Raw genomic sequence first — 14,658 nt, 5'->3', positions numbered from 1 at the left:
GTCAATTCGATGCCGGATTGCAGGACCATTACTGTTGCACGGTACGCACGCGTCGCAGGTCGAGAATGCCAGGCGCGCCGATATCGGTGAACATCCGAGCCTGCTTCTCTCGGATGTCGGACAAGTCGAGTTTGCCCGGAGTGAAGCCGGTTGCCTCGAAACGCCGGGCGCGGCGCGACTCCGCTGTGACAGCGTTGACGGGTGGCTCATCGTAGGCGAGCCCGCCGGGATGGGTGACGTGATAGGTGCACCCGCCGCGAGAGGTTCCGGCGGTCAGGTCGATGAGCTCGAACTGCAACGGCCCGTCGGCGGAGATGGTCGGGTGCAGCGCGCTGGGCGGTTGCCAGGCCTTGAATCGCACGCCACCGACGTGGATATCAGGGTTGTCGGTGGCCAGCAGGGGCACCGGGTAGCCGTTGCAGGTGACCACGTAGCGGTGGCGGTCGGCCCCGATCACGCGGATCTGGAGGCGCTCGACCGATGAGTCGACGTAACGGGCAGTGCCGCTGGCGGTCGACTCCTCGCCAAGGGTGTTCCAGGGCTCGATCGCCCCGCGCAGCTCGATCTCGACACCGTCGAACACGGCGGTGCCGATGCGCGGGAAGCGGTATTCGGTGAATGGGTCCAGCCAGCTGGTCTCGAAGTCGATGCCGTTGGCTCGCAAGTCTGCGGCCACATCGGCGATGTCGTGGATCAAAAAATGCGGCAGCAGATATCGCCCATGCAGGTTGGCGCCGTGGCGGATCAGTGGAGCGCGCAGCGGTTGCTCCCAGAACCACGCCACCAGCGAACGCACCAGCAGCGACTGCACCATTGCCATGCGCAGATGTGGCGGCATCTCGAAACCGCGCAGCTCTAGCAGCCCGAGCCTGCCGCGGGTGCCTTCGGGACTGTAGAGCTTGTCAATGCAGAACTCGGCGCGATGGGTGTTGCCGGTGATGTCGGTCAGCAGATGGCGCAGCGCACGATCGGTCACCCAGGGCTTGGCCGCACCGCCAGCCGACAGCCGAGCGATTTCGGCGAATGCGATCTCTAGCTCGTACAGTGCCTCGGCGCGGCCCTCGTCGACTCGCGGCGCCTGGGAGGTGGTGCCGACAAAGCGCCCGGCGAACACGTAGGACAGAGAGGGGTGCCGCTGCCAGTAGGTCAGCAAGGACACCAGTAAATCCGGGCGGCGCAACAGTGGCGAGTCCGCGGGCGTGACGCCGCCCAGCGTGATGTGATTGCCGCCACCGGTGCCGCCGTGGGATCCGTCCACGTTGAACGACTCGGTGGAGAGCCGGGCGAGCCGGGCTTCTTCGTACAGCGTTTCCAGTTGCTGGCGCTGTTCTTCGAAGCTGGCGGTCGGTGCGACGTTGACCTCGATGACGCCCGGGTCGGGGGTGATCGTCGTCGATTCCAGCCGCGGGTCCGGTGGCGGGCCGTAACCCTCGAGCACCAGCGGGCAGTTGGCCTTCGCCGCCGCGGCCTCGATGCGGGTGACGAGGTCCACGAAGTCTTCAAGCGCTTCGGTGGGCGGGATGAAGATGTACAGCAGCCCCTCGCGAACCTCGGCGACGATCGCGGTCGGCGGCGCATTTTCGGAGTCGTCAAGCACCGCATCCACGGCCTCGGCGGTGGCGGGTTCCGGCAGTGCGTACCCCACCGTCACCGGGTCGACGTCAAAGGATGTCCGCGGCGGTTGCCAGCTGATGGAGTTCAGGGGCAGCCGCAGCCCGGCCGGTGAATCCCCTTCGATCAAGACCAGCCGGCCGCGGCGCAGCCGCCAGTCCGCGCTGGCCCAGCCCGAGCCGTCCTCGCGGCGGTGTAGCGGGAGCACGTGGGCGGCCGCGGACGTGACCGAGGCGTCGAGGCGGGCCAATAGCTCGGCGCGGCCGACAGGGGTGTCGGAGTCGGTTTCGGGGTCGAGGTCGTCGATCGGGTCGACGGGGTCGCCGGACGGCAGTCGCACCGTGGCCGCCAGCCGCGCCAGCGGGTCCTCGTAGGCCGGGCGTACCTGCGACAGGGGCAGTCCCATTCCCTCGGCAAATGCGCTGAGCACCTGGTGGGCGGCGTCGGAATCGACCGGAGTCGGCGGGTCCAGCCAGGGATCGGCCAGCAGCGTGGGGTCGGTCCACAGCGGACGTCCATCGGTGCGCCGATACAGCGCAATCTGCCAGCGCGGCAATGGCTCCCCGGGATACCACCTGCCCTGGCTGCGTTGGACCAACCCCTCAGGAGCCCACCGGGCCTTGAGGCGCGCGGCCAGATCGGATGCCCGTGATCGCTTATGCGGACCGTCGGCGGCGGTGCGCCACTCCTTATCGGTCTGGTTGTCCACCGACACGAAGGTGGGCTCGCCGCCCATGGTCAGCCGGACATCACCGGCCGCCAGGCGTTCGTCCACACGGCGGCCTACATCGCAGATCGTCTGCCACGCCTCATCGGTGTAGGGCAGGGTGACCCGCGGGTCTTCATGCACCCGGGTGACGGTGTTCGAGAATTCCAGCACCGTGTTGCACACGCCGGTGCCCCCGCTGATGGGAGCCGCGCTGGCGGGGTGGGGCGTGGCCGCGAGCGGAATGTGGCCCTCACCGGCGAACAGCCCCGAGGTCGGGTCCAGCCCGATCCAGCCCGCACCGGGAATGTAGACCTCGGTCCAGGCATGCAGGTCGGTGAAGTCTGCCGTGGGGCCCGAGGGTCCGTCGAGGGCCTCGATGTCGGAGGCCAGCTGGACCAGGTAGCCCGACACAAACCGGGCGGCCAACCCGAATTGGCGCAGGATCGACACCAACAACCACGCCGAGTCGCGGCACGATCCGATGCCGGTGCGCAGCGTGAAATCCGGTGTCTGGACACCGGGTTCCATCCGCACGCTGTACCCGACGTCGGCGTTGACCGCGTGGTTGATCGCGACCAGGAAGTCGATGGTGCGGGTGCCCTCGGGCACGCTGAAGTTGGCGACCCAAGCCCGAACCAGGTCCCCGGGGCCGGACTCCTCGCCGGTCTCGTCGACCGGCCGCAAGTACGGCTTGAGGTCATCGGCCAGTGCCTTGGGGTAGGTCAGGCCTTCGGCCGGCCAGGTTTCGGCCCATTCTTCGATGAAGAAGTCGAACGGGTTGATCACCTTCAGGTCGGCGATCAGCCCGACGGTGATGGTCAGGTGCTGCATTGGTTTGGGAAAGACCAACCGGGCCATGAAGTTTCCCAGCGCGTCCTGCTGCCAGTTGACGAAGTGCTCGGTTGGCTCAACCCGCAACGAATAAGCCTCGATGGGGGTGCGAGAGTGCGGTGCTGGGCGCAGCCGCACAACGTGCGGATAAACCTGCACCAGCTTGTCAAAGGTGTAACTGGTGCGGTGCTCCAGCGCAACTTTGATGCTCATAGAAGCTGATCCCATCATAAGACTCTGCTGCCCGCAGCGCTTCGAAATTCGGTGTCGCCGTGGGCTTGACGGCCATGGGCAGCGTCACGCCGTCGCGTGTAACAACGGCGTTTCGGTGGCTTTACGGTTGGTGTTGCGGGGTGGACCGGGGTCCTACCCGAACTGCGGTCCCCGCGGCGCCCCTGGGGGCGGACCGGGCGGCAGACCCGCCGGAGGCCCGGGCTGGCTCAGCTCGACAACCTGGCCACCGGACAGCTTGCGCCAGGTGTAGGTCTGGATGAGCGAGGCAACCGGAACGCCGACGAGCATGCCGACAAAACATAGCAGCTCACCGGCGAGCACCACCGCGTACTGCACCAGCCAGGACAACGCGGTGTTACCGAGTTCGGCACGGACCGTCGCGAAACTGGACTTGATGGAATCGATCGGCGACAGCGATCGGTCCACGGCAGCGATGATCGCGAACTGCGCCAGGAAGCCGAAAATCAGGCCAGGAACGATGCACAGCACCGAGCCGATCGCGGTCAAGACGATCACCAGCAGGCCGGTGAGGATCACCATGCCGAGGTTGCGCGGTTTGAAGAACGATCCGATGGTCACCGGCTTTCCGTCGGCGATGTCCAGGCAGCCCGTGGTGATGCCGGCGTGCATGAACAGCACCACCGCGAACACGGCCAGGTAGCCGATGAACATCACGATGCTCGCCAGCGGGCTCATGGTCATGTTCACGGTTTCCGACGTGTTGCCGTAAGCGTCGGTATAGGTCGTGCTGGTGCGGTCGGAGAAAGCGAAGAAGAGCCCGACCATCACGCCGCCGACAGCGCTCAGGATCAAGCCGTAGATGACGATCGGAACCACCAGGGCCATTGCGTTCTGGGTGAACCGGTTCCACGCCCAGCTGATGGCTTCGCCCACGCTGAAGGGCGGCTTGGCCGGGCCGCCGAATCCCGGCTGGGCCGGGTAGCCGGCCGGCGGTGGGCCGTAGCCGGGGGGCGGGGGTGGCGGCGGGTTGTACCCCGGGGGCGCATACCCGCCGGGCGCCTGGCCGTAACCGGGAGGCGGAGGCGGTGGTGGGGTGCCGTAACCAGGAGGCGGTGGTGGGGTGCCGTAACCAGGAGGCGGGGGCGGGGCGCCGTAGCCGGGAGGCCCGGCCGGTGGTGCGCCGTAACCCGGTGGGGGAGGCGGTGGAGGCGTGCCGTAGTTCGGTGGTGGCGGGTAGCCCGGAGTGCTCTGATCGCCGCCCTGGGGGTCGGCCTGATTGCCCGGATTTTCTGGCGGCTGGCTCATCGCTTTCCTAAGTGCTTCCGTAGTTCGCCCGCGCGGTGCGCACGGGCGAATCAAGCAAACCGGAACTTAGCAAATATGTGTGGCAGGCGCGCGCATTGGTCGCGCGGCGCCTGTAATCGGCGCCGGCGCATCCCCTCGGATGTGCTGCTCAACCGGTGATGCGGCGCAACTGGCGATATTGCGAAGTGGTATGTCTGAACCCGTGTCCGACGGTCTGTTCGACCTGCCCGGCGCACCGCAACACAGCGATCATGGTCTGGAAGTGTCGGCCGGCGCGCCGCTGGCGGTGCGGATGCGCCCGGAGTCGCTGGACGAAGTGGTGGGGCAGGGCCACTTGCTTGCTCCGGGGGCGCCGCTGCGCCGGCTGGTGGAGGGCTCCGGCGTCGCCTCGGTGATCCTCTATGGCCCGCCAGGTAGCGGGAAGACGACGCTGGCGGCGTTGATCTCGCACGCCACCGGACGAAGGTTCGAGGCGCTGTCGGCGTTGTCGGCCGGAGTCAAGGATGTGCGGGCGGTGATAGAGACTGCCCGGCAGGTGCTCCGTCGCGGCGAGCAGACGGTGCTGTTCATCGACGAGGTGCACCGGTTCTCCAAGACCCAGCAGGACGCCCTGCTGTCGGCCGTCGAGAACCGGGTGGTGTTGCTGGTGGCCGCGACCACCGAGAACCCGTCCTTCTCGGTGGTGGCCCCGTTGCTGTCGCGATCGCTGATTCTGCAGTTGCACCCGCTGGGCGCCGACGACATTCGCGCGGTCGTGCAGCGCGCGGCACAGGATCCACGCGGGCTTGGTGGGCGAGTCGCGATCGCCCCCGATGCCACCGACCTGCTGGTGCAATTGTCCGCCGGTGACGCGCGCCGCGCGCTGACCGCGCTGGAGGTGGCGGCCGAGGCGGCCCAGGCGGCCGGGTCGCAGGTAAGCGTCGAGATCATCGAGCAGTCGCTGGACAAAGCCGCGGTCCGCTATGACCGTGACGGTGACCAGCACTACGACGTGGTCAGCGCCTTCATCAAGTCGGTGCGGGGCTCCGATGTCGACGCCGCGCTGCATTACCTTGCTCGGATGCTGGTGGCCGGTGAAGACCCCAGGTTCGTTGCCCGCCGCCTGATGATCCTGGCCAGCGAGGACATCGGCCTGGCGGATCCGACGGCGCTTCCGACCGCGGTGGCCGCCGCGCAGACGGTCGCCCTGATCGGCCTGCCCGAGGCGCAGCTCACGCTGGCGCACGCCACCATCCATCTGGCGACCGCGCCGAAGTCGAATGCGGTCACCACCGCGCTGGCCGCGGCGATGGCCGATATCAAGGCGGGCAAGGCCGGCCTGGTGCCGCCACACCTACGCGATGGGCACTACTCCGGGGCGGCCGCGCTGGGCCACGCACAGGGCTACAAGTACTCCCATGACGACCCGGACGGGGTGGTGGCCCAACAGTATCCGCCCGACGAATTGGTGGGCACCAACTATTACCGGCCGACCGGCCGCGGCGGCGAACGCGAGATCGGCGGCCGCCTGGAGCGGCTGCGGGCCATCATCCGCCGAAAGCGTGCCTGACCGGTTGGCGGGCGTTGCCCTGCCGCAATAGCGGCCTCAGCCCACTCAGACCAGCTCGGGCACCCGCAGGTGAGCGATCGCCAGCTCGAACTTGGCCACGTCGAGCACCTCGGCGCCCAATTCACGGACCCGCCTGCTGCGCAGTTCGGAAGCCTGATCGCGGTTTCGCGCCATCGCCTCCATGGTGTCGAAGGTGGCGCACGAGACCGCACGCCGGCAGGCCGGGTGATCGACCATCAGGCTGGCGCTGCAGAACCCGTCCAGGCCCTCCAGCTCGGGCAACACGTACATCCCGTAGAAGTCCAGGGATCGCTCGATCTGATCCGGCACCACCTTGAGCCAGGTGGCCCGCACGCATGCACCCTGCCGGGAACGGTGGTCACGGTGCAGCATGGCGATGTCCCATTCCTCGACCCGCGCATTGTCGGAGAACATCATCGCGGCCCGGTCCCGGATGGGAGCCACCGCCGGTGCGCGCGAGCGCATGGCCTGCAAGGTCTCCCACGCGCTGGTCGCGATGCAGGTGCCGGACTGGCGGTCGACCAGCAGTGACAACCCGACGTAACCGTCGATCGCCTGCAGAGCGGGCATGACGACATCGCGAGCATGGGCAATTCCGATGTCGACCGACAAGGGTTGCGCCTGGATGGTGGTGGAGCGTGCGTACACGATCGGCCCCTCCTCTGTCGGGGCGGCGCCCCGGTGGCGCCACCGGTCCCACCAATTACCTTCCTCCTGCCGATTCGGCCTGGCAATGACCTGAGGGGATCTCGGGAGATCTCGGGGGGATCCGCCCACCAGCTCACGGGCGATCGTGGCGATGGTGCGGCGGGAGGGAACGGATTGGCAGGTCGCCGAGCGCCCACCGTAGGCTGGTCTGGATGGATACCGATGTCCTCGACGTTGACACATCGCGTCGCCGCACCGTCGATCTCACCGACGCGGTGCGGGCCTTCTGCGCCAACCATGGTGATGGGCTGTGCAACGTTTTCGTCCCGCACGCGACGGCGGGTGTCGCCATCATCGAGACGGGCGCCGGTTCCGACCACGACCTGGTCGACACCCTGCAGACATTGCTGCCGCGCGACGACCGCTACCGCCACGCGCATGGGTCGCGCGGGCACGGTGCCGATCACGTGTTGCCGGCCCTGGTGTCGCCGTCGGTGACGGTGCCGGTGTCGTCGGGCGAGCCGCTGTTGGGTATCTGGCAAAGCGTCGTTCTGGTCGACCTGAATCAGGACAACCCGCGGCGGTCGGTCCGCCTGAGCTTCCTGGAAGGCTAGGTGGAAGGCTGAGCGGACCCGGAATGCGTCTTTGGACAGCCTTCTAATAGTCCGGCGAATAGGCTGGCAATCGATCTCTGCTAGAGAAAAACCAAGGAAACTTAAGGAAACAACGACGGTGCAAACACACGAGATCAGGAAGCGGTTCCTTGATCATTTCGTGAAGGCGGGTCACACCGAGGTGCCCAGCGCTTCGGTGATACTCGATGACCCCAACCTGTTGTTCGTCAACGCGGGCATGGTGCAGTTCGTGCCGTTCTTCCTCGGACAGCGCACCCCGCCGTATGCGACGGCCACCAGCATCCAGAAGTGCATACGTACCCCCGATATCGACGAGGTGGGCATCACCACCCGGCACAACACGTTCTTTCAGATGGCCGGCAATTTCTCGTTCGGTGACTACTTCAAACGCGGGGCGATCGAACTTGCCTGGGCGCTGCTGACCAACAGCGTCGCCGACGGAGGTTACGGGCTGGACCCGGAGAAGCTCTGGGCCACCGTCTACCTCGACGACGACGAGGCCGCCGGCTTGTGGCGTGAAGTGGCCGGTCTACCGGCCGATCGGATCCAGCGCCGCGGCATGGCCGACAACTACTGGTCGATGGGCATTCCCGGTCCCTGCGGGCCGTCGTCGGAGATCTACTACGACCGGGGCCCGGACTACGGGCCCGAGGGCGGCCCCGTCGTCAACGAGGACCGCTACCTCGAGATCTGGAACCTCGTGTTCATGCAGAACGAGCGGGGCGAGGGAACCACCAAAGAGGACTACGAGATCCTCGGCCCGTTGCCTCGCAAGAACATCGACACCGGGATGGGTGTGGAGCGCGTCGCGCTGATCCTGCAGGGGGTTCCCAACGTCTACGAGACCGATCTGCTGCGCCCGATCATCGACTTGGTTGCCGCCCGCGCGCCCCGCGGTTATGACCAGGGCAATCACGCTGACGATGTGCGCTACCGGATCATCGCCGACCACAGCCGCACCGCCGCGATCCTGATCGCCGACGGGGTGAGCCCCGGCAACGACCGCCGCGGCTACGTGTTGCGCAGACTGCTGCGCCGCGTCATCCGGTCGGCCAAGCTGCTCAACATCGACACCGCGATCGTCGGAGATCTGATGGCCACCGTGCGCGATGCGATGGGGCCCTCCTATCCCGAATTGGCCAGCGACTCCGACCGGATCAACCGCATCGCCGTTGCCGAAGAGACCGCGTTCAACCGCACGCTGGCGTCGGGCTCGCGGCTGTTCGACGAGGTGGCCGGCGCCACCAGGTCCTCCGGTGTCAGCGTGGTGTCCGGTTCGGACGCGTTCACCCTGCATGACACCTACGGATTCCCGATCGAGCTGACCCTGGAGATGGCCTCCGAAGCCGGCCTGACGGTGGACGAGGGCGGCTTCCGCGAACTGATGGCGCAGCAGCGCCGGCGGGCCAAGGCCGACGCGGCCGCGCGCAAACATGCCCACGCCGACCTGACGGCCTACCGGGAACTGGTCGATGCCGGACCTACCGAGTTCACCGGGTTCGATGAGCTCACCTCCGAAGCGCGGATCCTGGGCATCTTCGTCGACGGCAAGCGGGTTCCGGTGGTGGCCCACGGCCAGGCCGTCGACGCCGATCGGGTGGAGCTGGTGCTGGACCGCACCCCGCTGTACGCCGAGTCGGGCGGCCAGATCGCCGACGTCGGAACCATCAGCGGAACGGGGTCGGGCAGCAGCGCCCGCGCGGCGGTGACCGATGTCCAGAAGATCGCCAAGACCCTCTGGCTACACCGGGTCAACGTCGAATCCGGGGAATTCGTCGAGGGCGACGGTGTCGTCGCGGCCGCGGACGCGGGCTGGCGCAAGGGCGCTACCCAGGGCCATTCGGGCACCCACATGGTGCATGCCGCCCTGCGGCAGGTGCTGGGGCCCAACGCGGTACAGGCCGGGTCCCTGAACCGTCCCGGTTACCTGCGATTCGACTTCAACTGGCAGGGTCCGCTCACCGAAGAGCAGCGGGGCCAAATCGAAGAAGTCACCAATCGAGCGGTGCAAGCCGATTTCGCCGTGCACACCTTCACCGAGCAGCTGGAGAAGGCCAAGGCCATGGGCGCGATGGCGCTGTTCGGCGAAAGCTATCCGGACGAAGTCCGGGTGGTCGAGATCGGCGGGCCGTTCTCGATCGAGCTCTGCGGCGGTACCCACGTAGCCACCTCGGCGCAGATCGGTCCGGTGACGATCCTGGGCGAGTCCTCGATTGGCTCGGGGGTGCGGCGGGTGGAGGCCTACGTCGGCCTGGACTCCTTCCGCCACCTGGCCAAGGAGCGCGCCCTGATGGCCGGGCTCGCCTCGTCACTGAAGGTGCCCTCCGAAGAGGTCCCGGCCCGGGTGGCCAGCCTGGTCGAGCGGCTCAAGGCCGCCGAGAAGGAACTCGAGCGTGCCCGGCTCGCCAGTGTGCGGGCGGCCGCGGTCAACGCCGCCGCCGGCGCCGAGCGCATCGGCAACGTCCGGCTGGTGGCGCAGCGCATGTCCAGCGAGATGACGCCGGCGGACCTGCGCACCCTGGTCGGCGACATCCGCGGCAAGCTGGGCAGCGACCCCGCGGTGGTGGCGCTGATCGCCGCCCCGGCCGGGGGAGAGTCCTCCACCGTGCCCTATGTGGTCGCGGCCAACCAGGCCGCCCAGGGACTCGGCCTCGGTGCCAATGAACTGATCAAACACCTAGCCGCGGCAGTCGACGGCCGCGGTGGCGGCAAAGCGGACCTGGCCCAGGGGTCGGGAAAGAAACCGGCTGGCATCGACGCCGCGCTCGAAGCATTACGTGCAGAGATAGCGCGGGTCGGTTGAGTGGTCGCCGCATCGCACCGCTCGCCCGACCGGCCCGGTGATCCAGAGGGCCTCGAACCCGGGACGGGCCGAGGCCGACGCTTGGGTATCGATGTGGGAACGGTGCGCATCGGGGTGGCGTCCAGCGATCCGGATGGCATCCTGGCGACTCCGCTGGAAACGGTGCGGCGCGAGCGCTCCGGCAAGCACCTGCGTCGGCTGGCCACGCTGGTCGGTGAAACGGAGGCGGTCGAAGTCATCGTCGGCCTGCCGCGGACCCTGGCCGACCGCATCGGCTCCTCGGCGCAGGACGCGATCGACCTGGCTGATGAGCTGGCGGCGCGGGTGGCTCCGATACCGGTGCGGCTTGCCGACGAACGGCTGACCACCGTCAGTGCGCAGCGATCGCTGCGCGAGGCGGGTGTCCGGGCCAAGAATCAGCGTGCGGTGATCGACCAGGCCGCGGCGGTCGCGATCCTGCAGGCCTGGCTGGACCAGCGGCGCACCCTGGCCGGGGGCCGCGCCGATGGCTGAGGATGTGTATCGGTCTCGGGCTGAGCCGGTCGCGGTGGGGCCCAACCGGCACCGGATGAGCCGGGTTGACCGGCTCAAGCGCAATCGCGAACAACACAACCGACGCCGGCGGCGGCGCGTCCTCGGGGGATTCGTCTTCGGACTGCTGGTCGTGTTCGTGGTGGTGGTCGTCGTCTTCGGCACCAAGCTATGGAATGTCATGTTCGGCACCGGCGGTGACTACGCCGGTCCGGGCAAGCGCGACGTCGTCATCCACATCAGCCCGGGCGACTCCACCACCGCGGTCGGCGAAACGTTGTACAACAACCACGTGGTCGCCACGGTGCGGGCATTCGTGGACGCGGCCCACGGCAACGCCGTGATCGCGGCGATCCAGCCGGGCTTCTACCTGGTGCGTACCGAGATCCCGGCGGCCGATGCGGTCGCCCGGCTCGCGGACCCCAAGAACCGCGTCGGCAAGCTGGTCATCCCGGAGGGCCGTCAGCTCGACGACACCACCGACATGAAGACCAATGTGGTGACGCCCGGCATTCTGACCTTGATTTCGCGTGCCACGTGCGTGGACCTGGACGGCAAGAAGCACTGCATCTCGATGGCCGACTTGCGTACGGCGGCGACCAAGAGCACGCCCGCCACGTTGGCGGTGCCGTCGTGGGCCGTCGAACCGGTGCTCGAACTCGGCGCTGATCATCGCCGGATCGAGGGCCTGATCGCCCCGGGGACCTTCAACATCGATCCCGCGGGATCGGCGGACAAGATCCTGGCCTCGCTGATCAGCGCCGGTGCCGTGGAGTACTTGAAATCCGGTTTGGTGGACAACGCCAAGTCGCTGGGCCTGTCGCCCTACGACATCCTGGTGGTGGCGTCATTGGTGCAGCAGGAGTCCAACGCCCAAGATTTCCCGAAAGTCGCGCGGGTCATCTACAACCGCCTCAACGAGCACCGCGCCCTCGAGTTCGACTCCACGGTGAACTACTCGCTGGATCGTCGCGAGGTGGCCACCAGCGACGCCGACCGCGCGATGCGGACTCCGTGGAACACCTACATGTCCGAAGGGTTGCCGGCCACCGCGATCTGCTCGCCCGGGGTCGAAGCGCTGCACGCGGCCGAGCATCCGCAACCCGGGGACTGGTTGTACTTCGTCACCATCGATAGCCAAGGCACGACGCTGTTCACCAGGGATTACCAGCAACACCTGGCGAATATCGAGCTGGCCAAACGTAACGGTGTCCTCGATAGCGCGCGATGAGCAGCGGCCAGGAGCACAATCAACCACCGCGCGGTAGGAAAGCGGCCGTCCTCGGTTCGCCGATCGCTCATTCGCGGTCCCCGCAGCTGCATCTGGCTGCCTACCGGGCGCTGGGCCTGACCGACTGGACATACCAGCGGATCGAGTGCGACGCCGCGCAATTGCCCGCGGTGGTGGGTGGTTTCGGGCCGGAGTGGGTCGGCGTATCGGTGACCATGCCGGGCAAGTTCGCCGCGTTGCAGTTTGCCGACGAGCGCACCGCCCGCGCCGAGCTGGTTGGATCGGCCAACACCCTGGTCCGCACCCCACGCGGGTGGCGGGCAGACAACACCGACATCGACGGTGTCGCGGGGGCGCTGGGGCAGGCATCCGGACCGGCCATTGTCTGCGGTTCGGGCGGCACCGCACCGGCAGCCGTGGTGGGGCTGGCCGAACTCGGCGTCACAGAGATCACGATCGCGGCGCGCAACGCGGACAAAGCCGCCCGATTGGTCGACCTGGGCGCCCGGCTCGGGGTGGCCAGCCGGTTCTGCGGACTGGATGAGCCCGAGCTGGGCGAGCGGGCCGCATCCGCGGCGGCGCTGGTCAGCACCATTCCGGCCGAGGTGGCGTCACGTTACGCGGCCATCTTCGCCACGGTCCCGGTGGTGCTGGATGCGATCTACAACCCGTGGCCGACACCGCTGGCGGCCGCCGTGGCCGCCGCGGGTGGCCGGGTGATCAGTGGCCTGCACATGCTTTTGCATCAGGCATTTGCCCAGGTGGAGCAATTCACCGGGTTACCCGCCCCCCGTGCGGCGATGACTTGCGCATTGGAGGCGCTGGACTAGCCTGCCTGGGAATGTGGCTGGTGATCCGAACCCCGGTAGTGGCCGTCGTGGTGGCCTGGCTGCTGGTGTTGAGCTACACCGACATTCGACATCGGCGGCTGCCCAACCGTTTCACGCTGCCCGGCGCGGGCGCGATGCTGCTCGGTGCCCTGGTGGCCGGGCGGGGGACGGCGGCACTGGCCGGGGCGGCCGCGCTGACAAGTGTCTACCCGCTGGTGCATCTGCTGGCTCCAGCCGCGCTGGGTGCCGGCGACGTGAAACTGGCGATCGGTCTGGGTGCTCTGGCCGGCTCGCTCGGGGTCGAGGTGTGGTTCCTGGCGGCGTTGGCGGCCCCGCTGATGACTGCGCTGTGGGCGGTCGGCGCACGGCTGCGCACCGGCGCCCTGGCCGTCCCGCACGGTCCGTCGATGTGCCTGGCGACCGCCGTGGCCGCCGGGCTGGCGCTGCTCGGGTAGTTGGGCCCGGCCGGTTCGGGCGGCCGGCAGCCGAGCCATGGCCGGGCGTGCACGGCCATCGTGGGAAGATGTTCGGGTGTTGCGCTGGATAACTGCGGGGGAATCCCATGGCCGTGCGTTGGTGGCCCTGGTCGACGGAATGGTTGCCGGGGTAGAGGTCACCTCGACGGAGATCGCCGATCAGTTGGCCCGCCGCCGGCTCGGCTACGGACGTGGCGCCCGGATGGCGTTCGAGCGTGACGCGGTGACCGTGCTCTCCGGAATACGCCACGGCAGCACGCTGGGCGGCCCGATCGCGATCGAGATCGGTAACACCGAATGGCCGAAGTGGGAAGCGGTGATGGCGGCCGACCCGCTGGACCCGGCCGCCGCGGCCGAGCTGGAGAATTCCGCCCGCAACGCGCCGCTGACCCGGCCGCGGCCGGGGCATGCCGACTATGCGGGCATGCTCAAGTACGGCTTCGACGACGCCCGGCCGGTGCTGGAACGGGCTAGTGCCCGCGAGACCGCCGCCCGAGTCGCCGCGGGCACCGTAGCGCGGGCCTTCCTGCGTCAGGCCCTGGGCGTGGAAGTGCTGTCGCACGTCGTCTCGATCGGCGCGTCGGCGCCCTACGACGGCCCGCCGCCGCAGCCCGAGGACCTGCCCGCCATCGACGCCAGCCCGGTGCGCGCGTTCGACGGGCAAGCCGAAAAATCCATGATCGCCGAGATCGAGACGGCCAAGAAGGACGGCGACACCCTCGGCGGCGTCGTCGAGGTGGTAGCGCTGGGGCTGCCGGTGGGGCTGGGGTCGTTCACCAGCGGTGAGAACCGGCTGGACAGCCAGCTCGCCGCGGCGGTGATGGGCATCCAGGCCATCAAGGGCGTGGAGATCGGTGACGGGTTCGAGACCGCGCGTCGCCGCGGTAGTCGCGCCCACGACGAGATGTACCCCGGCACCGACGGTGTGGTGCGCTCCACCAACCGGGCCGGGGGTCTGGAAGGCGGGATGACCAATGGCCAGCCGCTGCGGGTGCGTGCGGCGATGAAGCCCATCTCCACCGTCCCCAAGGCGCTGGCCACCGTTGACCTGGCCACCGGCGATGAAGCCGTCGCCATCCATCAGCGTTCCGACGTGTGCGCCGTGCCGGCCGCGGCAGTGGTGGTCGAGACCATGGTGGCGCTGGTGCTGGCCAGAGTGACGCTGGAGAAATTCGGTGGCGATTCGCTGGCCGAGACCCGCCGCAACATCGAGGCGTATCAGCGCAGCGTTGCCGACCGGGAAGCACCGGCCGCCCGGGCCCGGGCCATCCGGGGTTAGGCGC

11 protein-coding genes are annotated in these 14,658 nt (G+C 68.2%); 8 read left to right on the top strand and 3 right to left on the bottom strand.

Annotated features, from left to right (window positions below; all coding sequences use genetic code 11):
• Nucleotides 1-28 precede the first annotated feature (28 nt).
• Both MMSP_RS18605 and MMSP_RS18600 read right to left on the bottom strand, forming a co-directional pair.
• Nucleotides 29-3,364: a DUF2126 domain-containing protein gene (locus MMSP_RS18605; protein WP_020787871.1), complete on the bottom strand. Its 3,336-nt coding sequence runs from the start codon at nt 3,362-3,364 to the stop codon at nt 29-31.
• 153 nt (nt 3,365-3,517) lie between these two features.
• The gene (locus MMSP_RS18600) at nt 3,518-4,651 is read right to left on the bottom strand and encodes a proline and glycine rich protein (protein WP_020787870.1); all 1,134 of its coding nucleotides are present in this window, start codon (nt 4,649-4,651) and stop codon (nt 3,518-3,520) included.
• A 190-nt stretch (nt 4,652-4,841) separates the two neighbouring features.
• Between MMSP_RS18600 and MMSP_RS18595 the strand changes: the two genes are divergently transcribed.
• Nucleotides 4,842-6,200, top strand: a complete 1,359-nt coding sequence (locus MMSP_RS18595) for a replication-associated recombination protein A (protein ID WP_012393933.1) — start codon at nt 4,842-4,844, stop codon at nt 6,198-6,200.
• A gap of 45 nt (nt 6,201-6,245) precedes the next feature.
• Here the strand turns inward: MMSP_RS18595 and MMSP_RS18590 are convergent, their stop codons facing one another.
• Complete coding sequence (locus tag MMSP_RS18590; protein ID WP_020787868.1) at nt 6,246-6,869, bottom strand: hypothetical protein; 624 nt, start codon at nt 6,867-6,869, stop codon at nt 6,246-6,248.
• Nucleotides 6,870-7,081: 212 nt separating this feature from the next.
• Here MMSP_RS18590 and MMSP_RS18585 point away from each other — a divergent pair, with 212 nt between their 5' ends.
• The 7 genes from MMSP_RS18585 (at nt 7,082) to aroC (ending at nt 14,654) form a co-directional block, all read left to right on the top strand.
• Nucleotides 7,082-7,483 (top strand): secondary thiamine-phosphate synthase enzyme YjbQ, encoded by a 402-nt coding sequence (locus MMSP_RS18585; RefSeq protein WP_012393935.1) that lies wholly within the window; start codon nt 7,082-7,084, stop codon nt 7,481-7,483.
• A gap of 118 nt (nt 7,484-7,601) precedes the next feature.
• Nucleotides 7,602-10,307, top strand: coding sequence for an alanine--tRNA ligase (gene alaS, locus MMSP_RS18580; protein WP_020787867.1), 2,706 nt, complete (start codon nt 7,602-7,604; stop codon nt 10,305-10,307).
• Nucleotides 10,308-10,820: a Holliday junction resolvase RuvX gene (gene ruvX / locus MMSP_RS18575; protein ID WP_011739856.1), complete on the top strand. Its 513-nt coding sequence runs from the start codon at nt 10,308-10,310 to the stop codon at nt 10,818-10,820.
• A complete protein-coding gene (gene mltG / locus MMSP_RS18570; protein WP_020787866.1) occupies nt 10,813-12,069 on the top strand; it encodes an endolytic transglycosylase MltG in 1,257 nt (418 codons plus the stop codon). The genes ruvX and mltG overlap by 8 nt, the downstream gene beginning before the upstream one ends.
• On the top strand, nt 12,066-12,899 hold the full coding sequence (locus MMSP_RS18565) for a shikimate dehydrogenase (protein ID WP_020787865.1): 834 nt from the start codon (nt 12,066-12,068) through the stop codon (nt 12,897-12,899). Before mltG ends, MMSP_RS18565 begins: the two co-directional genes overlap by 4 nt.
• 11 nt (nt 12,900-12,910) lie before the next feature.
• Nucleotides 12,911-13,354, top strand: a complete 444-nt coding sequence (locus MMSP_RS18560) for an A24 family peptidase (RefSeq protein ID WP_020787864.1) — start codon at nt 12,911-12,913, stop codon at nt 13,352-13,354.
• Nucleotides 13,355-13,430: 76 nt separating this feature from the next.
• A complete protein-coding gene (aroC, locus tag MMSP_RS18555) occupies nt 13,431-14,654 on the top strand; it encodes a chorismate synthase (RefSeq protein ID WP_020787863.1) in 1,224 nt (407 codons plus the stop codon).
• Nucleotides 14,655-14,658 lie beyond the last annotated feature (4 nt).

Source organism: Mycobacterium sp. 012931 (genome assembly GCF_000419295.1).
GTDB classification, from domain to species: Bacteria; Actinomycetota; Actinomycetes; order Mycobacteriales; family Mycobacteriaceae; genus Mycobacterium; species Mycobacterium marinum.
The sequence above is the reverse complement of the archived record's forward strand: the minus strand, read 5'-3'. Positions and strand labels throughout refer to the sequence as shown.